The sequence below is a fragment of the Bacillus sp. SJ-10 genome, from assembly GCF_002843505.1.
Classification (GTDB): domain Bacteria; phylum Bacillota; class Bacilli; order Bacillales; family Bacillaceae; genus Bacillus; species Bacillus velezensis.
Window position 1 is genome coordinate 1795339 of record NZ_CP025258.1, and the last position, 23421, is coordinate 1818759.

Genomic DNA, 23421 nt, shown 5'->3' on the forward strand with positions numbered 1-23421 from the left:
CCGGCTGTCTCTTCATCTATGAAGCAGGTGAAAACAAACGATGAGTCAATGGTTTTTTATTATTAATCCGGTCTCAGGAGGCGGGCGGGGCCGGCGTGTCTGGAAATCAGTTCAAAAAGAGCTGACCAGGCGCGGGGTCAGCCACCGCTCTTTTTTGACCGGGCATCCCGGACATGCGGAGGTGCTGGCGAGACAGATTTCAATGATGCAGGATCATAAGCTTAAGCGGCTGTTCGTCATCGGCGGTGACGGGACGATGCATGAAGTCATTAACGGACTGAAAGGAACGGATCAGATTGAGCTGACCTTTGTGCCTGCCGGTTCGTACAATGACTTTTCGAAAGGGCTCGGTATTAAGAAGTCGGCGCTCCTCCAAGAAATCAAAAGTCTGCACCGCCCGCTCACACGGAAATTTTTTGCGGGAAACATCAACTTTTTTCATGACAAAGCGCAATCACTTTATTTTATTAACCACCTGTCTGTCGGCTTCGATGCCTCAGTTTTGAAAGCAGCCGCGAATTTTCCGTTATCGCGCGTTCTTCGGTTTTTGCGTCTCGGTTTTGTGATTTACCCGCTCGCGCATTTACATACGGCCTCGGGGTTTCAGCCGTTCAGATTTGTTTGCACGGCAGACGGCCAGAGGCGTGAATTCCGCAATGTCTGGTTTGTCATTGCGGCTAATCACCCTTATTACGGAGGCGGCATGAAAGCGGCGCCTTCAGCAAATCCCCGTCAAAACCATTTTGATATTGTCATCGCAGAAAACCTGTCCTTTTTCTCGCTGTATCGTTTTTTATGGGCGATGAGCTTCGGCCGGCATATCAAAATGGACGGAGTGACGATGATAAAGGGGAAGGAATTCGTTTTTGAAACAGATGGGAAAATTCCGTTTCACGCTGACGGCGAGCTGATCGGAACGACGCCGTTTCGGCTTATGCCGGGCGGTACGCCGTTGAAAATAAAAACATAATAAACAAATGAAACCCGTCACATGTTTCACGGCAAAGAGCGGTTCGCGGCATAAATCTTCAGAATTCACAGGTGTTCTTGCTAGTTTTGCTTGACGAAGTTTGTGCTGTAGCGCTAAAATTTATAGGACGGCTATTGATTAGCATATGAGACTCTCAATAGCTGTCTTTTTTATTCTCATGAAATTGTTTATGACAGGCCGCTCCGCCAATAGTGAAAGGCTGGAGGCCTATTCTAAAATATTTTAAGAAATGATGGGTTGAACATTGATATGAACTGGTTGGGACAATTACTAGGTAGCGATTGGGAGATCTTCCCCGCCGGAGGAGCTACAGGAGATGCATATTATGCGAAACATAACGGCCAACAGCTTTTTTTAAAACGTAATAGCTCGCCCTTTTTAGCCGTGTTATCCGCCGAAGGCATTGTTCCGAAGCTGGTTTGGACGAAACGGATGGAAAACGGGGACGTCATTACGGCTCAGCATTGGATGGCGGGCAGGGAGCTGAAGGCAAAGGATATGAGCGGACGCCCGGTGGCTGAGCTGCTCCGCAAAATCCACACATCAAAAGCTTTGCTCGACATGCTGAAAAGATTGGGAAAAGAACCGCTTGATCCGGGCGCCCTTTTGTCGCAGCTGAAGCAGGCCGTCTTTGCCGTGCGGCAATTTTCGCCGCTTATTCAGGAAGGCCTTGCTTATTTGGAAGCTCATGTGGATCAGGTGCAATTCGGTGAAAAAGTCGTTTGCCATTGTGATGTGAATCATAATAACTGGCTTCTGTCTGAAGACAACCAGCTGTATTTAATAGATTGGGACGGCGCCATGATAGCCGATCCGGCCATGGATCTCGGCCCTTTATTGTATCATTACGTCGAAGAGCCAGCGTGGGACAGCTGGCTTGGGATGTACGGCATGAAGCTCACGGAAGGGCTTCGGCTGCGGATGGCGTGGTACATGTTATCGGAGACCATCACCTTCATCGCCTGGCACAAATCAAAAGGAAACGACAAAGCGTATCATGATGCCATGGAAGAGCTTCATGCCCTGATGAAGCGGATTGTCAAGTAGTCAGGAGTACGAATCCATCTGCTCCACCCATTGGGACAAATGGTTTTGGTGCTCCTGAATATGCGTGTCGATGGAATCGGCCGTGATGCCGGACTGGCTGTAGCGGTAGACATCCTCGAGCACGTTTTTTATATTTGAATCAAGCCCGGTGTTGGCCATCAGTGATTTGATGACGCGCTCCAGCTGTTCATACTCGGCAACCGTGCCGCAGCAATCCAATTGATGGTCGGCCAATATGTCCTTTAATAACCGGACCTGATGTTCGCTTGTTAAGCCCATGATTCATATACACATCCTTTCTGTGTCATACATTGTGCAAAGCGGTGCGGTTTTATGCATCACATGAGTGTTCCGGACCGGGGAGCCTCTTTTTTTATGCAGCCGGCGCCTTTAAAAGGCGCTTGCGGCTCTTTATGTTTCATGATATGTTGTTACTCGAAATTATAGATAGAGGTGTCAATCATATGAGAATGCGCCATAAACCTTGGGCGAATGATTTTCTGGCAGAAAACGCTGACATCGCCATCAGTGATCCGGCCCAGTATAAAGGGCGGTGGAACACGGTCTTTGGCAATGACAACCCGATCCATATTGAAGTCGGTACGGGAAAAGGGCAGTTCATTTCAGGAATGGCCAAGCAGAATCCGGATATCAACTATATTGGGATTGAGCTGTTTAAAAGCGTCATCGTCACTGCCGTCCAAAAAGTTAAGGACAGCGGGGCTCACAATGTCCGTTTGTTAAATATAGACGCGGAAACACTGAATGACGTATTTGAACGGGGAGAAATCAAGCGCGTATATTTAAACTTTTCTGACCCGTGGCCGAAAAACCGTCACGAAAAGCGCCGTTTAACATTTAAAACGTTCTTGAAAAAATACGAAGAAGTGATGGGCGAAACAGGTGAGATTCATTTTAAAACCGATAACCGCGGTTTATTCGAATACTCTCTGAAAAGCTTTTCCGAATACGGCCTGCTTCTGACGGAAGTCAGCCTTGATCTGCACAACAGCGATCCGAAGGGCAATATTATGACAGAATACGAAGAAAAATTCTCCGCGCTCGGCCAGCCGATTTACCGGGCCGAAGTTGAATGGAGAACAAAAGACAGACTCTGATGCGGGAGTCTGTTTTTTTATGCCGCCATTTGCTACCATTACATCAGGAGGGATCAAGATGGAGACATTGAATATTGGGAATATTTCATTAACATGGCTGGACGGCGGTGTAACGCATATGGACGGCGGAGCGATGTTCGGCGTTGTCCCGAAGCCTTTATGGTCGAGAAAATACCCCGTAAATGACAAAAACCAGATTGAATTAAGAACAGACCCGATCCTCATCAGAACAAACGGCCTGAATATATTGGTTGACGCGGGTATCGGCAGAGGGAAATTCTCTGATAAACAAAAAAGGAATTACGGCGTAACACAGGAATCCAATCTGAAACAATCTCTTCGTGAACTCGGGCTTTCCTGTGAGGACATTCATATTGCCGCGATGACCCATCTTCATTTTGACCATGCAAGCGGCCTGACGGAGTACAGCGGAGAGGAGCTTGTCTCTGTTTTCCCGAATGCCCGCATTATCACTTCTGCGACAGAGTGGCGCGAAATGAGAAATCCTAATATCAGATCGAAAAATACATATTGGAGAGAAAATTGGGAGGCGGTACAAGATCAGGTCGAAACCTTTGAGAACGAGTATCAGCTGACAGAAGGCATTACGATGCACCACACCGGCGGCCACAGCGACGGCCACAGCGTTATCGTCTTAGAAGACGGAGGGGAGACGGCTGTGCATTTTGCCGACCTGATGCCGACGAACGCGCATAAAAATCCGTTATGGGTGCTGGCCTATGATGATTATCCGATGACCTCCATTCCGCAAAAGCAGAAATGGCAGACGTTCGCGGCAGAAAAAGACGCCTGGCTGATTTTCTATCACGACGCGATTTACAGAGCGGTAAAATGGGGCGAAGACGGCGAAGTGGCTGCATCTGTCAAACGGGAGAAAAAATAAGCGGATCGATGATTTACCTGTATGAATTTCGGGAATAAAAGCAAACCTAAGACAAATTGCTTTGAAAGGAAGAGACAGGTGAATCAATTTCAAGTGACGAAAGATGGAGAAATCAAAACAACTCTGCGCGGATTAGAAGTGCTTTCTACGCCTTTTTTAAATAAAGGGGTGGCCTTTACACAGGAGGAAAGAAAGGAACTCGGGCTCGAGGGATTTCTGCCGCCGAAAGTATTGACAATCGAAGAGCAGGCGAGGCGGGCCTACGAACAATTCAGTTCGCAGCCTGATGAGCTGAGCAAAAATGTCTACTTGACCGCTCTCCATGACCGGAATGAAACGTTATTTTACAGGCTGTTAAATGATCATTTAGGCGAAATGCTGCCGATCGTATATACGCCGACCGTCGGCACCGCGATCCAGCGTTACAGCCACGAGTACAGAAAACCCCGCGGTCTGTATTTGTCAATAGATGATCCTGAGGGAATGCGCGCCGCATTTCAGCAGTTCGGAAAAAATGAAAACATTGACTTAATCGTTGCCACAGATGCGGAGGGCATTCTGGGAATCGGTGACTGGGGCGTCGGCGGCATCGCCATTTCTGTCGGAAAACTCGCGGTGTATACGGCGGCGGCCGGAATTGATCCGTCACGAGTGCTTGCGGTCGTATTGGACGCGGGGACAAATCAGGAAAGCCTCTTAAATGACCCGCTTTACGTCGGAAACCAGCATTCAAGAGTACGCGGCGAGAAATATGACCGCTTTATTGATGAGTATGTCTCGCTTGCCCGGGAAACATTCCCGAATGCGCTGCTTCATTGGGAGGATTTCGGTACGGCTAACGCCCGCGGCATATTAAAACGGTATAAAGATAAAGTCTGTACGTTTAACGATGACATTCAAGGAACGGGCGCGGTATCGCTTGCAGCTGTTTTAGCGTGTGCGAAAGCATCAAAAGTGCCTTTAAAAGAGCATAAAGTCGTCGTCTTCGGCGCGGGAACGGCCGGGATCGGAATTGCTGAGCAACTGCGTGAAGCCATGGTGCATGACGGATTAAGCGAAGAAGAATCCTACAGCCATTTTTGGTGTATCGACAGAAACGGATTGTTAACGGATGATATGAAGGACTTGCGTGATTTTCAGGTTCCGTACGCTCGCCCTGCTGATGAAGTGAAAGAGTACGGCCGCAGCGGTGAAGGCGGATCAATTGATCTGGCGGAGACGGTGCGTCAGGCCAAGCCGACGATTCTGATCGGCACATCCACCGTATCAGGCGCATTTACGGAAGAAATCGTCAAAGAAATGGCCTCGCATGTCAAACGGCCCGCTATTTTGCCGATGTCAAACCCGACGACATTATCAGAAGCAAAACCTGAAGATTTAATTAAATGGACGGAAGGCCGCGCGCTTGTCACTACGGGAAGTCCATTCCCGCCTGTTGCGTATAACGGCGTTACCTACCATATCGGACAGGCGAATAACGCGCTCGTATTCCCGGGACTCGGGCTCGGAACGATTGTGACGAAAGCAAGGCTCATTACGGACAATATGTTCGTTGCCTGCGCGAATGCCATCGCCGGTATGGTGGACGTCGGCAAGCCCGGTGCGCCGATGCTTCCGAAAGTGGAGGATCTCAGGACGGTATCGGCAACCGTGGCGGTAGCCGTAGCGAAAGCAGCCATTCAGGACGGTGTAGCGGAAACGGAACCCGAGGATCTGATCCAAGCGGTGCAGGACGCGATGTGGCACCCCGTATATAAACGAATTCGGCCGATGTAACCGAATAAAGCCCAAAACGCTGATGGTTTTGGGCTTTATTTTTTGCTTGTCCGAATTATGAGGCGACAGAATCAATGACATCGACAATCTGGCCTGTTTTTGCATTGACCATAACTTCATATTGCTCCAGTTCGCCGAATGCCGAACGTGTCACGCCGGTTTTGTATACTTGGATGGTTTCTCCGTTTACCTGGTAGGGCTCGGGCTCTGTGTAAATCCATGATCCGTCTATCGGCCCGCGCTGTTTAAAAGCCGCTTTCACGATACGGAGCGCTTTTTCTGAAGAGATATAAGGTTTCATCGCATACTTTTTCACTGCGATGGCAGCGCATAATCCGACTCCTGCACCTAAGAGAAAATGACGTAATTTCAATATGAAGCACCTCCATTTATGTCGTAGTTTTTATTATACAGAAGATGCCAGACGGTGTTAAGTAAAGCGGCGGTTTTACAGCCCATTCAATCTGAGCGCTTGGAAAACGGTTGTTTTTCTAATAAAATAAAAGCATTACATAGAAATGAGGGGAAAATATGAATGAGGAAACGAAAACGCTTTTCCGGACGCTGACGCAGCTTCCCGGCGCACCGGGAAATGAACATCAGGTCCGCTCCTTTATGAAACGGGAGCTTGCGAAATATGCGGATGACATCGTGCAGGACAGACTCGGAAGTGTTTTCGGAGTAAGGCGCGGCGCTGAAGATGCGCCGACCGTTATGGTAGCCGGCCATATGGATGAAGTCGGGTTTATGGTAACGCAGATTACGGATAACGGCATGCTGAGATTTCAGACGCTAGGCGGCTGGTGGAGCCAGGTGCTGCTTGCCCAGCGCGTCGAGGTGCAGACGGATAACGGACCGATTATCGGCGTCATCTCAAGCATCCCGCCCCACATTTTAACAGATGCCCAGCGCGCAAAGCCGATGGAGATCAAAAATATGATGATTGATATCGGTGCCGATGACAGAGAGGACGCGGTCAAAATGGGGATCAGACCGGGACAGCAGGTCGTGCCGGTCTGCCCGTTCACCCCGATGGCCAACGAGAAGAAAATATTGTCCAAAGCGTGGGATAACCGCTACGGCTGCGGGTTAAGCATTGAATTATTAAAAGAGCTGCAAGGAAAAGACCTGCCGAACAATCTGTACGCCGGGGCCACCGTTCAGGAGGAAGTCGGCTTGAGAGGGGCGCAGACAGCGGCCAACATGATTCAGCCTGATCTCTTTTTCGCGCTTGATGCCAGCCCGGCAAATGATATGAGCGGCGATAAGGAGCTGTTCGGCCGTCTCGGCGAGGGGGTGCTGCTCCGCATTCTCGACAGAACGACGGTCATGCACCGCGGGATGAGAGAGTTCGTCCTTGATATGGCGGAAACGCACAATATCCCTTATCAATATTTCGCTTCAGGCGGGGGAACGGATGCCGGACGGGTCCACATATCAAACAGCGGGGTTCCGTCTGCCGTCATCGGCATTTGTTCAAGATACATTCATACAAATGCCGCTATCATCCATGTCGATGATTATGCCGCGGCGAAAGAAATGCTCATTAAGCTGGTCATGGCGAGTGACAAACAGACGGTCGAAACGATCAGAGAAAATGTGTAAAAAAATAAGCAGTCAATAAGTCCTTTTGAATACTTATTGACTGCTGTTTTTACATGATGCCAGGTAACACATATTGCTTCTCAATATTATTATCAAAATTGTTCCAATTCAAGCATTGAGATGAGTAGCGATTTCACAAAGTCGAGTGACATTTTCATTTTTTATTTGTTCTGCAAGGAGGTATGTTTATGACAAAAAAGACAAACATAAAATTTCCTCTTGTCTCTAACTATCTTCCTCTTGATCTGATTAATACTGAGGTGGTGAGTTACGGTAAACGTCATAATTTAATAAAGTCAAAAGAGGATCTTTTGGAATGGTTAAGGTTAATGGGGAAAGGAACCCCTTTTTTCAGTCAATTAACTTTAAAAAATGCACAAGATGAATTGTCCGCTGTGATGGTTGAGAAAATACTAAAGTTTCGATCAATACTAAGAGAAAATTTCGAGAAAATTGCAGATGGTGAAGAACCTGGAGAATCTTTTATCACTTTTTTAGAAAAAAAGATTGAATCGGCTCCATTTTCATATAAGATTCTCGATGCTAAACTTGCCCGTATTCCGATTGGGAAAATTGATGATGCAATTATATCGCTCATCGCTTATGAAGGTTTATCGCTTATATATACAAAAAAGATCAAGTTAATGAAGCGATGTGCTAATGAAGAATGTGTCTTATTATTCCTTGATAACACCGGAAGAAGAAAATGGTGTTCAATGAAGATATGCGGCAACAGAGAAAAGGTTTCCCGTCACCTTAAGAAAACATAAAACGAATTTCCTCTATTACATTGTGGTCGGAATAAATCTTGCACTTTATTTTAATGTCGAATCATCATATATAAATAAAAATTAATGAACAGCCTTATCTCATATTTTTTTGAGTAAGGCTGTTTGTCTTTTTTGAAAACAATTCATAAGAAAAACAAAAATATGATTTCATAAAACAACTCATTCGCAGCTAAAACCAAATGAACGTTTAAAGGATCACTTTTGAAGAGAAGAATGATCCATGAAGAGGGATGGATTGTAACCTTTAAATTATAACCTCTAAAAATGTTATTTACAGGTTAGTTAAGTTGATTTAAACTTAGTGAAAAGGAGGGGTTATATTGAAGATTGAGCAAACAGCAGAAAATCCACAAAGTAAAAAAGGATATTATTTCAAAAAAATGAAAGGAGGAGGAAAAAGTCCTTTAAAAGTAAATGTTAAAGATGCTTCAACAGGCTTATTAGGTGGTTTTATAACAATTTTAATCTTGTCATTGATAACCTATAAAACTGGATCTCTGTGGCTGATGGCGCCTTTTGGGGCAAGTTGTGTACTGGCTTTCGGAGCGTGGAATGCCCCTTTATCACAACCTAGAAATATTATTGGCGGACACTTCATCTCGACATTGACTGGACTTGTTATATATAATCTTCTTGGTTCTCATCCCTGGACATTGGCTTTAGGAGTGGGGCTAGCTATATTTTTTATGGCGGTTACAAAGACTACTCATCCACCTGCTGGAGCGGACCCTATTGTAGTTATTCAAGGGGCGTATGCTTGGAGCTATTTAGCTTTTCCGGTTTTTGTGGGATCTGTAATTATTGTTGCGGCAGCAGTTATTATTAATAACTTGCGAAATAATCGGCAGTATCCCACTTTTTGGTTTTAATCAATTTTGGCGATACGCATATGTATCCGTTATTGCGCAGATTTCGCTCTCCTTCCTTACATATAAAGAAAATAGTTTGAGGTTGAATAAAATCATTTATGAATGAAGTGGGTGTGGGAATCATTGATTGCGGACAAATTCTTTTGGGTTTCGAGAAAAGAGTCTGAATAGTAAGATTTGATACCATTCTATTGTAAATAGGTAAGCAGGACCGCATAAAGGCGGCCTGCTTATTCTGTTTCAAATAAATAAGAGAGTGCTTTCATCGCTTGATTGACGGTTTCGACCGTGATATTGGCTTTTCCGGAAAGCTCTTTCAGCGGATGATGAAGTTCTTTCGGACGGATGAGAATGAGCGGCTTTCCTTTTGCGATGGCATAAGAAGCATCCATCGCGGTATTCCACTGTTTATATTTCTCGCCAAACAGGGCGATCACAAAATCGGCTTTTTCCATCAGCACCTCTGTACGGAAATTGTTGATATCAGAAGCTCTGGCGTCTTTTAAAACAGAATCGGGCTGCACGCCCATAATCTCTTCTCCGATATTGTCTGAGCGTTCATGGTTTTCCATCGGGCCGACAAACGTAATCGGCAGGTCCAGCGCTGTTGCTTTTTGTTTGATCTCATCCCGCCAATCACTGTGGATTTCACCCGCTAAATACACGACAAACTGCATCTTTTGCCCCTCCTTATGTACATATTCAGATTTTCGTACGGCTACAAGCAAAATGGTAAACGAAACTTGCTTGATAATGCAAATGAAATATGATAATGATATTGCATATAATTGGTCTTGCCGTAAACAGTCTGGTATGATCCAATTGGACAAACATCAGCATATAAAAAACTCATAATCCAGATGGAGGAATGACAATGAAAAAGATTGAAAGCACGGAAGAATTGCAAAAAGCGGTACAAGACGATTGGGCGGTATTTATGTTTTCAGCGGATTGGTGCCCGGACTGCCGCTTTGTGGAGCCGTTTCTCCCTGAGCTGGAAGCGGACTTTCCTGAATTCACTTATTACTACGTAGACCGCGATCAATTTATTGATACATGCGCGGAATGGGAAATTTACGGCATTCCGAGCTTTATTGTGTTTAACGGAGGAAAAGAAGTGAACCGCTTCGTCAGCAAAGACCGTAAAACAAAAGAAGAAATTGAGCAATTTTTAACCGATTCCCTTGCTAAAGCATAAAGGAGGCCACGGGCTTTGAAAATGACGTCAAGGAAGCTGGCGGATTTATTAAAACAGCGCCTGCAGCACGAGAACCGATCCTTCTTTTTTGACAGAGAAAAAGACACCCTCCGTGTTGAGGATCAAACGACCAAAAAAGGCATCACATTGGAACTCCCGCCGATCATTGCGAAGTGGGAGACGAAAAAAGAAGAAGCGATCGACGAAATCGTCTACTATGTGTCAGAAGCTATGGAGGCGATGGAAGGCAGCGGACAGGAGATGTCCGGAAAGGAAGCCGGAATCTATCCGGTCATCCGCTCCACATCATTTCCCGATCAAACGAGCGACGGCATTCCGCTCGTGTATGATGACCATACGGCCGAAACGAGAATCTACTACGCGCTTGACCTCGGTAAGACGTACCGCTTAATTGACAGCCGTATGCTCGAGAAAGAAAACTGGACAAAAGAACGGATCAGGGAGACGGCGTCATTTAATCTCCGCTCTCTTCCTTCGGTTGTGAAACAGGATACGGTTGCGGACAATTATTTTTATTTTTTCAGGGCGAATGACGGCTATGACGCCAGCCGGATTCTCAATGATTCGATTCTTCATGAATACAAGCAGGCCGCTGAAGGCGAATTGGCGATTTCCGTCCCGCACCAGGATGTATTAATACTTGCTGACATTCGAAATGAATCGGGTTATGATATTTTAGGGCAAATGTCCATGAGCTTCTTTGCAAGCGGCACGGTGCCGATTACGGCCCTTTCATTTCTGTATAATGAAGGCAGACTGGAACCTGTGTTTATCATGGCGAAAAGCCGGCCGAAAAAGGATTAGAAAGGATTTTTCTTATGAACGCTTTTTACAATAAAGAAGGTGTGGGAGATACGCTTCTGATCTCTCTTAAAGATGCGGCACGCGAAGAAATCGGCTATGAAAGAGAAGGCGATGTCGTCAGAATCTTTAACAAAGAAACAAAAGAAACGACGGGCTTTAACATTTTTAACGTGTCTTCTTACTTACAGATTGAGGACAACGGCCCCGTCGCTTTGTCTGAGACATTCGTTCAGGATGTGAATGAAATACTGAACAGAAACGGCGTTTCAGAAACGCTGACGGTTGACCTTTCTCCGAAATTTGTTGTCGGTCACGTTGAATCGAAAGAAAAACATCCGAATGCGGATAAACTGAATATCTGCCAAGTGAATGTGGGAGAGGAAACCCTTCAAATCGTTTGCGGCGCGCCGAATGTGGACAAAGGACAAAAAGTCGTCGTCGCTAAAGTCGGCGCGGTAATGCCGAGCGGACTTGTGATTAAAGACGCTGAATTAAGAGGCGTTCCGTCAAGCGGCATGATCTGCTCCGCGAAAGAACTCGCTTTGCCGGATGCGCCGGCGGAAAAAGGGATTCTTGTTCTTGAAGACAGCCGCGAGGCCGGCGAAGCATTTCAATTCTAACTCCCATAAATAAGCGCACAGAATCGAATGATGTGAGAGAAAGCCGTTAAGCAGGCCTGCTTAACGGCTTTCTTTAGTTAGAAGCTTAATCTTTTCTGAGCCGCCCGGCAATGGTATACTAAATATCGTCCCAGACTACTAAAAAGGGAGTTAGAGAGTGATTAAACATGAGTTGGCTGAATAAATTTTTTGACTTATTTTTAGGTGAAAAAGAAGAAGAGCATGAACGTGAACCGAACACGCATGCCCAAATCCCGAAACAGCAGATACCGGATCAGCCAGAAGGCAAATTAACGCGCATGGAAGATCCTAAAATATATTACGAATATCCGAAAGGGAATTTCCGCTTCCCCGTCGTTCCGGACGGCTATAAGCGAACGGAGCAAAACCAAAGACAGCGGGAAAGGCACGAACGCCGCCAGCCGTCCCGGGGTTATGCCGCCGGGCAGGAGCAAACCGAGCGGAAACAGCATACACATAAAGAGCCTGATACGGTGAAAAAACCCTTTAAACCGTCATCCATTCCTTCACCGGTTTACGGCTTTCAATCTCAGCACAGCATAAAAAAAGCGCCTATTTCCGAAAAGCGGCGTGAAGAGAACGTAACATTGCTGTCAGAGGAGCAATTTGTTCCGCCAAAATCCGGTCAGGAAACGGAAAAAGAGCCCGTCTTCACAACATCCGGCATAACAAAACAGACGAATGACCGGCCAGACCCGTTTGCGAAACAAGAAACGGAAGAAATCCCGGCCGTTAAAAAAGAGGAGCTTCACACCGAGGCTGAGAATGCAAAAGAGCAAGTGTTTGCAACACCAGAACCGCAGCAGACTGAAGAGCGGGAGCACACGGAAAGCGCGGAGTCTGCCGGCTTTACAGAAGAACAGGAGCATGAACAAACCCGCCCGCACCCTATAATAGAGCCTGAGTATGAAGCATCCCGAACGGCTGACAATACAGAGGAACAAGCGGCGCCGCAGGAGGAATACCAGGAGCCTGAGCCGGAAAAAGCACCGCCTTTTGAAACCGCAGAAGAACCGGTGTATACATACACAGAACCCGGATACGATGAGGAAGTTCAGCCGCAGTCTGAAGACAAGCCTGAATCAGCTGAAACCGAAGCGGAACAGGAAGCAGACTCTCAGCCTGAGTACAATGAAGCAGAGCGGCATTCAGACCCCGAGCCTGAACCTGCAAGCATCGAGACGGCCGATGCCCCGTCCCGGCCTGCCGAAGAAAAAACGGAGCATCCCGGACAGCCTCAGACTGTGAAAAAAGCGGAGCGGCCGAAAGAGCGCAATGTACCGTTTAACGTCATGATGCTTAAAAGCGATAAACACAAGCAGACGAAGACGCCAGAGGGCGGAGCGAGCTATGTCTTTCCGAATCTGTCGCTTCTGGACGTACCGCCGGCGCAAAGACATGACGACCAATCGTGGATTGAAGAACAGCGCGAGCTTTTAAACGTTACACTGAAAAACTTTAATGTGCGCGCCCAAGTCGTTCATGTCACACAAGGCCCGTCCGTCACACGTTTTGAAGTGCATCCTGAGCCCGGAGTGAAAGTAAACAAAATTACAAACTTAGCAGATGATATTAAACTGAGCCTGTCTGCCAAGGATATTCGGATTGAGGCGCCGATCCCCGGTAAAAACACGATCGGCATTGAAGTTCCGAACCGCGTAAGCAAAGTCGTCGATTTAAGACAGATGATCAGAAGCGCCGCTTTCAGGACGAATCCGTCTCCGCTTACAGCCGCGCTCGGTGTCGATATTTCCGGAAACCCGGTCGTCATTGATTTGAAAAAGATGCCGCACGGGTTGATAGCGGGTGCGACAGGATCGGGAAAAAGCGTCTGCATCAATACCATTTTGGTCAGTCTGCTTTATAAGGCGGATCCGAGTGATGTCAAAATGCTTCTGATTGATCCGAAAATGGTCGAGCTTGCGCCTTATAACCAAATTCCGCATTTGGTCAGCCCCGTCATCACGGACGCCAAAGCCGCGACCGCCGCGTTAAAATGGGTTGTGGAAGAGATGGAACGGCGATATGAACTGTTTGCCCATTCGGGTGTGAGAGATATCGGCCGCTTTAATGAATTAACCGCCGATCATAAGACAGGCGAAAAGCTCCCGTACCTCGTAGTGGTTATTGATGAGCTTGCCGATTTAATGATGGTCGCGCCGAACGATGTGGAAGAAAGCATTGCCAGAATCGCGCAGAAAGCGAGAGCCTGCGGCATTCATCTGCTTGTCGCGACACAGCGTCCGTCTGTCGATGTCATTACCGGAATGATTAAGGCAAACATACCGACGAGGATTGCATTCTCCGTCTCAAGCCAGGTAGATTCCAGAACGATCATCGACATGGCGGGAGCGGAAAAGCTGCTCGGAAAGGGCGACATGCTGTACTGGGAAAACGGTACCGGAAAACCGGTGCGCCTGCAGGGCAACTTTGTATCCGACAGAGAGATTGACCGCGTCGTCTCTCATGTCAGAAAGCAGCTGCCGCCTTCTTATTTGTTTGAACAGGAAGAACTGATCAGGCAGGGAAGCGCCCTCAAGGAAGAAGACGAACTGTTTCCTGAGGCGTGCCAATTCGTCGTGGAGCAAAACAGCGCCAGCACCTCAAGCCTTCAAAGAAGGTTCAGAATCGGTTATAACCGCGCCGCGAGGCTGATTGACATGATGGAAGCCGAAGGCATGATCTCAGAAGCGAAGGGCAGCAAACCCCGTGAAGTGCTGATTACGGCCGCTGACATTGCTCAAGAATAAGAATATCGTTCATTTTTCTCACAAACATGGTATGATAGTGGATGGACCATCAAAACTGCATCACTGTCACGCGCTGAAATATCATGCGGCAGGTTTAATCAAAAAGAAAGTTACAGATACTGACGATAACGTAAAAATAAATGGAAGCGCCGCTGTGCGGGCTTTTTGCCCGCGGCGGTCGCAAAATGAAATGAACGTCATATACTGGGGAACAGATAGACGTTTGTTGGAGGTACGATTATGACTGTTTATCATTTTGTTGGAATAAAAGGGACAGGTATGAGTCCGCTTGCTCAAATCCTGCATGATACAGGGTATCAGGTGCAGGGATCGGATATCGAGAAGCAGATTTTCACTCAGGCTGCCCTTGAAAAAAGAAATATCCCGATCTATCCGTTCAGCACCGATAACATCAAACCCGGCTTAACGGTAATCGCCGGAAACGCATTCCCTGATTCTCATCCGGAAATCGCAAAGGCGCTCGCTGAAGGGATTCCTGTCATCAGATATCATAAATTTTTAGCTGAATATATGAAAAAATATACAAGTGTCGCGGTAACGGGCGCACACGGCAAGACGTCCACAACGGGCCTCTTGGCACACGTGATGCAGCAGGCGAAGCCGACTTCGTTTCTTATCGGGGACGGAACGGGCAGAGGAAATGAAAGCAGCGAATACTTTGTATTTGAAGCCTGCGAGTACCGCCGTCATTTCTTAAGCTATCAGCCTGATTATGCGATTATGACGAATATTGATTTTGACCACCCTGATTATTTCGCCAACATTGACGATGTGTTTGATGCTTTCCAAAACATGGCGCTTCAAGTCAACAAAGGCATCATTGCCTGCGGTGATGACGAGTACCTGCCGAAAATTCACGCCAATGTGCCTGTCGTGTATTACGGCACGGGAGAAGAAAATGATTTTCAAGCGAGAAACATCGTAAAAAATACGGAAGGCACGACATTTGACGTCTTTGTCCGCAATACGTTTTACGATACGTTCTACATCCCGGCATACGGCCATCACAATGTCCTCAATTCCTTAGCGGTCATTGCGCTCTGCCACTATGAAGAGATAGACGTGAACATGATTAAGCTCGGACTTGAATCATTCGGCGGCGTCAAACGCAGATTCAATGAAAAAGTGATCGGCAGCCAGGTACTGATCGACGACTACGCCCACCATCCGACTGAAATCAAAGTCACGATTGAGGCGGCGCGCCAAAAATATCCCGAACGTGAAATCATCGCGGTATTTCAGCCGCATACGTTTACACGGACGCAATCATTCCTGGATGAATTCGCAGAAAGCTTAAGCGCGGCCGACCGCGTGTATTTGTGTGACATTTTCGGCTCTGCCCGCGAGAACGTCGGCAAGCTCACGATCACGGATCTTCAGGAAAAAATCGATAACGCAGAACTCATTGAAGAAAATGACACAACCGTGTTAAAAGCGCATGAAGGCGCAGTGCTGATCTTCATGGGCGCCGGAGACATTCAAAAATATATGAGAGCCTATGAAAACGTCATAGCGTAACGAAAAAGCAGTGGGGCTCTCACTGCTTTTTTGTGCGTGCTGCAAAGGGATTTACCGAGAAACGGAGAAATAGTATACATACAGATCTTTCATATATGTTTATCATTTTAAGAATTGGGTATATACCACTATATCCTGCAATAAGGAGGTATTAGATGATCATCATTCTTTACTTAAGCGTCGCACTCATTGCCGTTGCATTTCTCATCCTCGTCATCTATCTGTCCAAAACATTAAAGTCCGTGCAGATGACCTTAACAAACGTTGCCTCGACTTTAGGCGGCCTTGAAGGGCAGATGAAAGGCATTACCGCAGAGACAACCGAGCTGTTACATAAGACAAACCGTCTCGCGGAAGACATTCAGGAAAAATCAGAGAAATTAAATACGGTTGTCCATGCTGTCCAGGAAGTGGGAACTTCCGTCCAGCAGTTTAATACATCCATAAAGCAGGCAGCAGGTTCCGTTACGGCCTCTGTAAGAGAGAATCAGGATAAGATCAGTCAGGTTGTCACCTGGAGCCAGGCCGCTATGGAAATATGGGACAAGTGGAAGCAAAAGAAAAAAACATCGCTTTAATCATAAGAAAAATCCACTAAGGAGGAATCATAATGAGCAAAGATGGAATCAATAGTAAGGATTTTTTAATCGGAACGCTGATCGGGGGAATTATCGGCGCGACAACGGCGTTGTTTCTGGCGCCTAAATCAGGTAAGGAGCTGCGCGACGATCTCGGCAGTCAGGCTTCTGCGTTAAAGGATAAGACGGACAGAATGACGGCCGACGCGAAAGAAAAAGGCTCTCAATATGTCAGCATCGCCAAAGACAAAACATCTAATATCACCCAGCTGGTAGCTGATCAGTCAGGCCAGATTATGAATAAAGTGAAGGATTTAAAAGACCGTTCTAAGAGCACACTAACCGAGAAAGCCGAAGAGACGAGAAGCGAAATGCAGGACACGGCCCAAAGCATCAAGGCCGAAGCGGAAGACGCCGGAGAAAAAGCCGGTCAGGCAAATCGCTGATCCTCAATAAGGAGAGATAACCGACATGACAAAACAGCTGATATCGTCTGAAGAAGAGTTCAAAAATGCCGCTGAGAAAGAAAACACGCTCGTGTTTTTGAAACACAGCACAACCTGCCCGATCAGCCAAGCCGCGTTTCAAGAGTTTGACGCCTTTGCATCGGAGCATTCGGAAGTGCCTTCTTATTACCTGCAGGTGCAGGACAGCCGGCCGCTTTCAAACTATATCGCCGAGACATACGGCGTGAAACATGAAAGCCCGCAAGTATTCGTCATTACAAACGGCGAAGTGAAATGGCACGCGTCTCATTCACAAATCACAAAAAACGCAATAGAGCAGCACCTCTCATAATTGCTGGCCGCCGGTTGATACCGGCGGTTTTTTTTTGAAAAAAACTATTGATCATTTCAGCCGGATCATGTAGGATATCAATATACGTTACTTCAACGCATAAAAGCTTAAAAGCGTTTTGGTGATAAAGTAAAATGCGAAAAAATTTATTATTTCATATTCCTATTTTCGCATAACTGTAGTAAGATGCATGTTAACCATTAAAATAAAACATAGCATAGAAGGGATGAAAAAGATGAGCAACAAGGAATTAGAGAGCCTAAGACAGCAGGCAGACGCACTAAACTTAGAAATCCTTAAATTAATCAATGAACGCGGAGCCGTTGTAAAAGAAATCGGTAAAGCAAAGGAAGCACAGGGTGTCAACCGATTTGACCCTGTCAGAGAGCGTACAATGCTTAACCGCATTATTGAAAGTAATGACGGCCCATTTGAAAACTCAACGATCCAGCATATTTTCAAAGAAATTTTCAAAGCCGGACTTGAACTTCAAGAAGAGGATCACAGCAAAGCGTTGCTCGTCTCCCGGAAGAAAAAAGCAGAAGATACGATCGTTGATATTAAAGGTGAAAAAATCGGTGACGGCGATCAGAGATTCATCGTCGGACCTTGTGCCGTAGAAAGCTATGAGCAGGTTGCCGAAGTAGCGGCCGCAGCGAAAAAACAAGGCATTAAAATCCTGCGCGGGGGCGCGTTTAAACCCCGCACAAGTCCGTATGATTTCCAAGGTCTCGGTGTAGAAGGCCTGCAAATTCTTAAACGCGTCGCTGATGAATATGACCTCGCGGTGATCAGTGAAATCGTAACGCCCGCCCACATTGAGCAAGCGATTGATTACATTGACGTCATTCAGATCGGCGCGCGGAACATGCAAAACTTTGAATTGCTGAAAGCGGCCGGTTCCGTTAAAAAGCCGGTATTGTTAAAACGCGGTCTTGCCGCAACAATTTCAGAGTTCATCAATGCAGCTGAATACATCATGTCACAAGGAAACGACCAAATCATTCTTTGTGAGCGCGGAATCAGAACGTACGAAACGGCAACGAGAAACACACTCGACATTTCTGCCGTGCCGATTTTGAAACAGGAAACTCACTTGCCGGTGTTTGTTGACGTCACACACTCAACAGGCCGCCGCGATCTCCTGCTTCCGACAGCAAAAGCGGCGCTTGCGATCGGCGCTGACGGCGTGATGGCCGAAGTTCACCCTGATCCTTCCGTTGCCCTTTCAGACTCTGCGCAGCAGATGGATATACCTGAATTCGAGAAATGGCTGAACGAATTAAAGCCAATGCTGAAAGTAAAAGCATAATACAACGTTCCGCTCTTTAAAGGCCGCCTCGCGCGGCTTTTTTTTCGTATCTTCATTTTATTTAATTATAAAATGAAAGTGAACGTTTTCATCACTGGGAAAAACGTGTATAATTTCATGAGAGATATTTAAATTTGATGAATAATGAAAAATAATGTACACTACTGACTTACGCTTACAATCATAAACGACAGAATGCGAAATCGTACGACATTTCTTTACATAAAGTGTTTATGCTATAGATAAGGATAAGTGTATCCAGTAAAAGGAGTGGTTTCAGTGAGCAACATTACGATATACGATGTGGCCAGAGAAGCAAATGTCAGTATGGCAACTGTTTCCCGCGTCGTGAACGGCAACCCGAATGTAAAACCGACGACCAGAAAAAAAGTATTGGAAGCCATTGACCGGCTCGGCTACCGCCCGAACGCGGTGGCAAGAGGGCTTGCAAGCAAAAAAACGACAACGGTCGGCGTCATCATCCCTGATATCTCAAGCATTTTCTACTCGGAACTTGCGCGTGGAATTGAAGATATCGCGACGATGTACAAATATAATATTATTTTAAGCAACTCGGACCAAAATCTTGAGAAAGAACTGCATCTGTTAAATACGATGCTCGGCAAACAAGTGGACGGTATCGTATTTATGGGCGGCAACATTACGGACGAGCATGTCGAAGAATTTAAGCGCTCTCCTGTGCCGATCGTCTTGGCGGCATCAGTGGAAGAACAGGGCGAGACGCCTTCTGTCGCCATTGATTATGAACAGGCGATTTATGATGCCGTTAAGCTTTTCATTGATAAAGGGCATCGCGATATCGCATTCGTCTCCGGACCGATGCAAGAGCCGATCAACCGTTCGAAAAAACTGCAAGGGTACAAACGGGCGCTTGAAGAAGCGGCGATTCCGTTTAACGAGCAATTCGTAGCGGAAGGCGATTACACCTATGATTCCGGTATGGAGGCGCTTCAAAGCTTGATGGGCCTTGACCGGAAACCGACGGCGATTCTTTCTGCGACGGATGAAATGGCCCTCGGCATTATCCATGCGGCCCAAGATCAAGGTCTTTCGATTCCTGATGATCTTGATATTATCGGTTTTGACAATACGAGATTGAGCCTGATGGTCCGCCCTCAGCTTTCAACAGTCGTGCAGCCTACGTACGATATCGGCGCCGTGGCGATGAGACTTTTGACAAAACTGATGAACAAAGAGCCGGTTGAAGAGCATATCGTCGAATTGCCTCACCGCATCGAATTAAGACAATCAACCAAGTCATAAAAAAACGGAAAAGCAAGCTTCACTCTGAGGGGTGGAATCTTGCTTTTTTACTTGAGTAAGGAGAAGATATGAAACGTTTTGATTATCTGACGCCCGTTGGCTTTATGTTAGGCTGTATTATTGTCGCAATCGGTATTCTGTCAGGGACGGGACTGGCGGGAATCAGTTCATTTTTAGATCTGACTTCTTTTTTAATCGTCACAGGCGGCCTTGCTGCGGCGATCTTTATCAGTTTTCCGCCGAGGGATTTAAAGAAAACCCCTTCTGTTCTGAAACAGGTATTCTCCCGTCAGGATGACAATGTGAAAGAGCTTGTCAGAGTATTTGTCAGCCTTTCGGAGCAGGCGCGCAGGCAGGGGCTGCTGTCTCTGGATGACCAGGCGCGTGAGATCAAGGATCCGTTTTTAAAAAAAGGGCTTTTGCTTGCGATTGACGGCTGGGACGAGGAAACGATCCGGCTGGTGATGGATTCTGAGATCGCCGCGATGGAAGAAAGACACAGAAAAGGAAGACGCGTTTTTGAAAAAGCCGGTGATTTCGCACCTGCCTGGGGAATGATCGGGACGCTCGTCGGACTCGTTCTCATGCTTAAAAACTTAAATGACCCGCATACCCTCGGACCGAACATGGCCGTTGCGCTATTGACGACGCTGTACGGAGCGCTGCTTGCCAACTTGGTATTTATCCCAATCGCGGCAAAGCTTGAAGAAAAAACGGAAAGTGAAATTTTCATCAAACAGGTCATGATCGAAGGGGTTGTCGGCATCCAATCGGGCAAAAATCCCCGCAACCTCGAAAGTCAGCTTGTCGTCTTCAGCTCAAGAGAAGACTGGCGTAAAGGACAGCCTGCGAACAAGAAAAAGGGCGCTGTCCATGAAGCTTAGAAAAGAGCGTTTTGAAAGAAGAAACAAACCGGAACATTCCGGCGGTTCACCAAGATGGATGGTGACGTTCGCTGACTTGATCACGCTCATTCTCGTGTTCTTTATATTGCTTTTTTCGATGTCGCAAATAGACGCGGAAAAATTTCAATCTGCCGTTTCATCGATTCATACAAACGGCAGCGGGGGTGAACCGGCGTCATCAGACAAAGCAAACGAAAATAAAGAACAGGATTTGCTGTTACAAAACGTGAAGACATACATAAAAGCGCATCATTTGAGTTCGAAATTGACGGCGAAGCGCGATGAGCGCGGAGTGGTTCTGGTGCTGCAGGAGGCCGTTCTGTTTCAGACAGGAAAAGCGGATGTGCTGAAAAACGCCGAGCCGGTTCTGCATCAGATCGCGGTGCTTTTAAAAACAATTCCGAATGACATACAGGTAGAAGGCCATACGGACAGCCGCCGGATTTCCACCTATCAATTTCCGTCGAACTGGGAGCTGTCGTCTGCAAGAGCGGCGAGTGTGATCCGGTATTTTACCGCGAATGAAGACTTTTCCGCCAAACGGTTTATCTCTGCCGGGTATGCGGATACGAAACCTGTGAAGGACAACAAAAGTCCCGGACATATGAAAGAAAACCGCCGTGTAGAAATTGTGATCAAAAAAACGACCTCCTCATAAGGTCGTTTTTTATTTTGTCTTATACCGCTGCTCAGACCGGATGGCAAAAAGTGCTTTTTCCACGGTTTGGGCATTTTTTTCTGAAATTTCTTCTTTGCGGGGAATCGGAGGATATAATTGTTCAGGATCACTCCAAAAAGCGGGCAACGTGCAGGGGGAGTGCTTCTGCCATTTATCAATCCATTTCTGCGGTATGCGTTCCCCGGGATCAATCCCTTTCATCTCAAGCCAAATGCGGCTCCATGCTCTCGGGACGACTCTCCAAATATCGTATCCGCCGCCGCCGACCGCGATCCATCTGCCGCTGCAATATTGATGGGCTAATGAATGAGCGAGCCGCGGGATCTCCTGATAAATGGAGATTGTATTGGACAGGTGTGTCAACGGGTCGTAATAATGGGCGTCCGCACCGTTTTGGGTAAGAATCACATCCGGTTTAAAAAAAGCCGCGATTTCTGAGGCGGCCGTTTTGTAAGCGTGAAGAAAGGAATCGTCCTCTGTGAAAGCGTCCAGCGGAATGTTAAAAGAATAGCCGTAGCCTTGCCCGCTTCCTTTTTCCAGTACCTGTCCCGTCCCGGGAAATAAATAACGCCCGGTCTCGTGAAAAGATACAGTGCAGACATCAGACCTGTCGTAAAACGTAAATTGAACGCCGTCGCCGTGATGAGCGTCTGTATCAATGTATAGCACTTTTGCCCCGTAGTTCTTCTGGATGTATTGGATGGCCACGGCGCTGTCATTATAGATACAAAAGCCTGAGGCCCTGCCGCGGAAGCCGTGGTGAAGGCCGCCTCCTAAATTGCAGGCGTGCCTAGCTTGTCCCGTCATGACATAATCAGCCGCCGTTAAGGTGCCGCCCACCAGAAGTGACGCGGCATCATGCATGCCGGCAAAAACGGGAGTGTCTTCCGTTCCGAGACCGTAGCTTTCTCCTTCCGCGGCAGGGAGCCGGCCCGCACCCGCTAGTTCCACCGCCTGTATATAATCCTCCGTATGAACGAGAGCCAACTCTTCTTTAGCGGCCGTGCGCGGTGTGACGATATCTCCTTCGTCAAACGCATCCGCCGCCTGAAGCAGATCGTATGTTAAAAGCACGCGGCGCTGATTGAACGGATGTTCCTGATGAAATTGATACGTCTGATAAGAAGGCGAGTAAACAAAAACGCTGTCTCTCATGGCTGATCCCTCAAATGTTTCGGCCATAAGACATTGTATCCGGCTTCTTGAACGGCACGGATAAAAGGGAGCGGATTCATCGTCTTCACCCGGAAGACGAGAATGTTCGACCCGGCGGAATCATGGGGATAGACGAGCACACTCAGGATTTGCAGCTGAAGATCACGGCACATGCAGCTGAGATCAGCAAGGCTTTTTGTCATATCCGTCACCAGGATTTCCACCTGTGATCCCGGCTGGGCCGCGCCTGTCAGGCTGACGAAAGTCCGGAGCACGTCGGTTTTCGTTAAAATGCCCGTCAGCTTATGGTTTACCGTAATCGGCAGACAGCCGATGCCGTGCTCATAAAAGGAAGCGGATATTTCTTCTACAAAGTCAAGCGGATGGGCGCAGATGACATTCCGCTTCATAATGGTCTCCACTTTGTTTGTCAGAAACGCGCCGCGTTCCTTTTGTTCAAAGCTGCCGGGGCCGGCCTGTTTAATGTCTCTATCTGTGACAATACCGGTGACGTGCAGCTCGTCGTCGATGACAGGGAGATGGCGGATATGATATGCCTTCATTTTACGGACGGCTGTTTCAATGGAGTCGTGTTTTGAGACGGTGATGACGTCCCGTTTCATGATTTGTTCTGCAATCATCTTTTTATCCCCTTT

25 protein-coding genes are annotated in these 23421 nt (G+C 47.1%); 20 read left to right on the forward strand and 5 right to left on the reverse strand.

Annotated features, from left to right (window positions below; translation table 11 throughout):
* The first annotated feature begins 40 nt into the window (after positions 1 to 40).
* Together CXL14_RS09190 and CXL14_RS09195 are read left to right on the forward strand one after the other, a co-directional pair.
* Entirely contained in the window at positions 41 to 970 is a 930-nt protein-coding gene (locus CXL14_RS09190; protein ID WP_007408786.1) for a YegS/Rv2252/BmrU family lipid kinase, read from the forward strand.
* Between the two features lie 270 nt (positions 971 to 1240).
* Positions 1241 to 2038, forward strand: a complete 798-nt coding sequence (locus CXL14_RS09195; protein WP_003152355.1) for a phosphotransferase family protein — start codon at positions 1241 to 1243, stop codon at positions 2036 to 2038.
* Here CXL14_RS09195 and CXL14_RS09200 read toward each other — a convergent pair whose 3' ends face one another.
* Entirely contained in the window at positions 2039 to 2317 is a 279-nt protein-coding gene (locus tag CXL14_RS09200; RefSeq protein WP_003152357.1) for a YtzH-like family protein, read from the reverse strand.
* A 185-nt stretch (positions 2318 to 2502) separates the two neighbouring features.
* On the opposite strand from CXL14_RS09200, the gene trmB reads away from it, so the two are divergent.
* From trmB to CXL14_RS09215, 3 genes are all read left to right on the forward strand, one after another.
* Positions 2503 to 3156, forward strand: coding sequence for a tRNA (guanosine(46)-N7)-methyltransferase TrmB (trmB, locus tag CXL14_RS09205; RefSeq protein WP_003152359.1), 654 nt, complete (start codon positions 2503 to 2505; stop codon positions 3154 to 3156).
* 58 nt (positions 3157 to 3214) lie between these two features.
* A complete protein-coding gene (locus CXL14_RS09210; RefSeq protein ID WP_032863531.1) occupies positions 3215 to 4060 on the forward strand; it encodes a YtnP family quorum-quenching lactonase in 846 nt (281 codons plus the stop codon).
* A gap of 78 nt (positions 4061 to 4138) precedes the next feature.
* A complete protein-coding gene (locus tag CXL14_RS09215) occupies positions 4139 to 5836 on the forward strand; it encodes an NAD-dependent malic enzyme (RefSeq protein ID WP_007408782.1) in 1698 nt (565 codons plus the stop codon).
* A gap of 55 nt (positions 5837 to 5891) precedes the next feature.
* Here the strand turns inward: CXL14_RS09215 and CXL14_RS09220 are convergent, their stop codons facing one another.
* Complete coding sequence (locus CXL14_RS09220; protein ID WP_003152366.1) at positions 5892 to 6209, reverse strand: PepSY domain-containing protein; 318 nt, start codon at positions 6207 to 6209, stop codon at positions 5892 to 5894.
* A gap of 158 nt (positions 6210 to 6367) precedes the next feature.
* On the opposite strand from CXL14_RS09220, the gene CXL14_RS09225 reads away from it, so the two are divergent.
* The 3 genes from CXL14_RS09225 to CXL14_RS09235 all read left to right on the forward strand — a co-directional run bounded on the left by CXL14_RS09225 (position 6368) and on the right by CXL14_RS09235 (position 9101).
* Entirely contained in the window at positions 6368 to 7441 is a 1074-nt protein-coding gene (locus tag CXL14_RS09225) for a M42 family metallopeptidase (RefSeq protein WP_014418662.1), read from the forward strand.
* 188 nt (positions 7442 to 7629) lie between these two features.
* Positions 7630 to 8211, forward strand: coding sequence for a CGNR zinc finger domain-containing protein (locus CXL14_RS09230; protein ID WP_014418661.1), 582 nt, complete (start codon positions 7630 to 7632; stop codon positions 8209 to 8211).
* Between the two features lie 401 nt (positions 8212 to 8612).
* A complete protein-coding gene (locus CXL14_RS09235; protein WP_026092269.1) occupies positions 8613 to 9101 on the forward strand; it encodes an HPP family protein in 489 nt (162 codons plus the stop codon).
* Between the two features lie 230 nt (positions 9102 to 9331).
* Here CXL14_RS09235 and CXL14_RS09240 read toward each other — a convergent pair whose 3' ends face one another.
* Complete coding sequence (locus tag CXL14_RS09240; protein ID WP_014418659.1) at positions 9332 to 9778, reverse strand: YtoQ family protein; 447 nt, start codon at positions 9776 to 9778, stop codon at positions 9332 to 9334.
* 197 nt (positions 9779 to 9975) lie between these two features.
* Here CXL14_RS09240 and CXL14_RS09245 point away from each other — a divergent pair, with 197 nt between their 5' ends.
* The 12 genes from CXL14_RS09245 to motS all read left to right on the forward strand — a co-directional run bounded on the left by CXL14_RS09245 (position 9976) and on the right by motS (position 21589).
* A complete protein-coding gene (locus CXL14_RS09245) occupies positions 9976 to 10299 on the forward strand; it encodes a thioredoxin family protein (RefSeq protein WP_014418658.1) in 324 nt (107 codons plus the stop codon).
* A 15-nt stretch (positions 10300 to 10314) separates the two neighbouring features.
* Positions 10315 to 11124, forward strand: coding sequence for a DUF1444 domain-containing protein (locus CXL14_RS09250; protein ID WP_012118213.1), 810 nt, complete (start codon positions 10315 to 10317; stop codon positions 11122 to 11124).
* Positions 11125 to 11138: 14 nt separating this feature from the next.
* Complete coding sequence (gene ytpR / locus CXL14_RS09255; RefSeq protein ID WP_003152375.1) at positions 11139 to 11744, forward strand: YtpR family tRNA-binding protein; 606 nt, start codon at positions 11139 to 11141, stop codon at positions 11742 to 11744.
* A gap of 167 nt (positions 11745 to 11911) precedes the next feature.
* Positions 11912 to 14515, forward strand: a complete 2604-nt coding sequence (locus CXL14_RS09260) for a DNA translocase FtsK (RefSeq protein ID WP_014418657.1) — start codon at positions 11912 to 11914, stop codon at positions 14513 to 14515.
* Positions 14516 to 14755: 240 nt separating this feature from the next.
* Positions 14756 to 16054 carry a UDP-N-acetylmuramate--L-alanine ligase gene (murC, locus tag CXL14_RS09265; RefSeq protein ID WP_014418656.1) on the forward strand — a complete coding sequence of 433 codons (1299 nt, stop codon included), beginning with the start codon at positions 14756 to 14758 and terminating at the stop codon, positions 16052 to 16054.
* A 155-nt stretch (positions 16055 to 16209) separates the two neighbouring features.
* Positions 16210 to 16632, forward strand: a complete 423-nt coding sequence (locus CXL14_RS09270; RefSeq protein ID WP_014418655.1) for a DUF948 domain-containing protein — start codon at positions 16210 to 16212, stop codon at positions 16630 to 16632.
* A gap of 32 nt (positions 16633 to 16664) precedes the next feature.
* On the forward strand, positions 16665 to 17078 hold the full coding sequence (locus tag CXL14_RS09275; RefSeq protein ID WP_003152380.1) for a YtxH domain-containing protein: 414 nt from the start codon (positions 16665 to 16667) through the stop codon (positions 17076 to 17078).
* A gap of 25 nt (positions 17079 to 17103) precedes the next feature.
* Positions 17104 to 17430 carry a bacillithiol system redox-active protein YtxJ gene (ytxJ, locus tag CXL14_RS09280; RefSeq protein WP_014418654.1) on the forward strand — a complete coding sequence of 109 codons (327 nt, stop codon included), beginning with the start codon at positions 17104 to 17106 and terminating at the stop codon, positions 17428 to 17430.
* A 235-nt stretch (positions 17431 to 17665) separates the two neighbouring features.
* Entirely contained in the window at positions 17666 to 18742 is a 1077-nt protein-coding gene (locus CXL14_RS09285; protein ID WP_003152383.1) for a bifunctional 3-deoxy-7-phosphoheptulonate synthase/chorismate mutase, read from the forward strand.
* Between the two features lie 279 nt (positions 18743 to 19021).
* Complete coding sequence (gene ccpA, locus CXL14_RS09290) at positions 19022 to 20026, forward strand: catabolite control protein A (protein ID WP_003152385.1); 1005 nt, start codon at positions 19022 to 19024, stop codon at positions 20024 to 20026.
* Between the two features lie 68 nt (positions 20027 to 20094).
* Complete coding sequence (motP, locus tag CXL14_RS09295; protein WP_007408775.1) at positions 20095 to 20910, forward strand: flagellar motor protein MotP; 816 nt, start codon at positions 20095 to 20097, stop codon at positions 20908 to 20910.
* Positions 20900 to 21589, forward strand: a complete 690-nt coding sequence (gene motS / locus CXL14_RS09300; protein WP_003152387.1) for a flagellar motor protein MotS — start codon at positions 20900 to 20902, stop codon at positions 21587 to 21589. The genes motP and motS overlap by 11 nt, the downstream gene beginning before the upstream one ends.
* Positions 21590 to 21598: 9 nt before the next feature.
* On the opposite strand, the gene CXL14_RS09305 is transcribed toward motS, so the two are convergent.
* The gene (locus CXL14_RS09305; RefSeq protein ID WP_014418653.1) at positions 21599 to 22765 is read right to left on the reverse strand and encodes an acetoin utilization protein AcuC; all 1167 of its coding nucleotides are present in this window, start codon (positions 22763 to 22765) and stop codon (positions 21599 to 21601) included.
* Positions 22762 to 23406 (reverse strand): acetoin utilization AcuB family protein, encoded by a 645-nt coding sequence (locus tag CXL14_RS09310; RefSeq protein WP_014418652.1) that lies wholly within the window; start codon positions 23404 to 23406, stop codon positions 22762 to 22764. The genes CXL14_RS09305 and CXL14_RS09310 overlap by 4 nt, the downstream gene beginning before the upstream one ends.
* Positions 23407 to 23421 lie beyond the last annotated feature (15 nt).

Coding starts and splice junctions, on each gene's coding strand:
- motS (WP_003152387.1), top strand. CDS start 20,900: ATGAAGCTTAGAAAAGAGCGTTTTGAAAGAAGAAACAAACCGGAACAT.
- CXL14_RS09210 (WP_032863531.1), top strand. CDS start 3,215: ATGGAGACATTGAATATTGGGAATATTTCATTAACATGGCTGGACGGC.
- ytxJ (WP_014418654.1), top strand. CDS start 17,104: ATGACAAAACAGCTGATATCGTCTGAAGAAGAGTTCAAAAATGCCGCT.
- murC (WP_014418656.1), top strand. CDS start 14,756: ATGACTGTTTATCATTTTGTTGGAATAAAAGGGACAGGTATGAGTCCG.
- CXL14_RS09200 (WP_003152357.1), bottom strand. CDS start 2,317: ATGGGCTTAACAAGCGAACATCAGGTCCGGTTATTAAAGGACATATTG.
- CXL14_RS09270 (WP_014418655.1), top strand. CDS start 16,210: ATGATCATCATTCTTTACTTAAGCGTCGCACTCATTGCCGTTGCATTT.
- motP (WP_007408775.1), top strand. CDS start 20,095: ATGAAACGTTTTGATTATCTGACGCCCGTTGGCTTTATGTTAGGCTGT.
- CXL14_RS09245 (WP_014418658.1), top strand. CDS start 9,976: ATGAAAAAGATTGAAAGCACGGAAGAATTGCAAAAAGCGGTACAAGAC.
- CXL14_RS09190 (WP_007408786.1), top strand. CDS start 41: ATGAGTCAATGGTTTTTTATTATTAATCCGGTCTCAGGAGGCGGGCGG.
- CXL14_RS09285 (WP_003152383.1), top strand. CDS start 17,666: ATGAGCAACAAGGAATTAGAGAGCCTAAGACAGCAGGCAGACGCACTA.
- CXL14_RS09275 (WP_003152380.1), top strand. CDS start 16,665: ATGAGCAAAGATGGAATCAATAGTAAGGATTTTTTAATCGGAACGCTG.
- CXL14_RS09260 (WP_014418657.1), top strand. CDS start 11,912: ATGAGTTGGCTGAATAAATTTTTTGACTTATTTTTAGGTGAAAAAGAA.
- CXL14_RS09240 (WP_014418659.1), bottom strand. CDS start 9,778: ATGCAGTTTGTCGTGTATTTAGCGGGTGAAATCCACAGTGATTGGCGG.
- CXL14_RS09235 (WP_026092269.1), top strand. CDS start 8,613: ATGAAAGGAGGAGGAAAAAGTCCTTTAAAAGTAAATGTTAAAGATGCT.
- CXL14_RS09225 (WP_014418662.1), top strand. CDS start 6,368: ATGAATGAGGAAACGAAAACGCTTTTCCGGACGCTGACGCAGCTTCCC.
- CXL14_RS09310 (WP_014418652.1), bottom strand. CDS start 23,406: ATGATTGCAGAACAAATCATGAAACGGGACGTCATCACCGTCTCAAAA.
- trmB (WP_003152359.1), top strand. CDS start 2,503: ATGAGAATGCGCCATAAACCTTGGGCGAATGATTTTCTGGCAGAAAAC.
- CXL14_RS09305 (WP_014418653.1), bottom strand. CDS start 22,765: ATGAGAGACAGCGTTTTTGTTTACTCGCCTTCTTATCAGACGTATCAA.
- ytpR (WP_003152375.1), top strand. CDS start 11,139: ATGAACGCTTTTTACAATAAAGAAGGTGTGGGAGATACGCTTCTGATC.
- CXL14_RS09195 (WP_003152355.1), top strand. CDS start 1,241: ATGAACTGGTTGGGACAATTACTAGGTAGCGATTGGGAGATCTTCCCC.
- CXL14_RS09230 (WP_014418661.1), top strand. CDS start 7,630: ATGACAAAAAAGACAAACATAAAATTTCCTCTTGTCTCTAACTATCTT.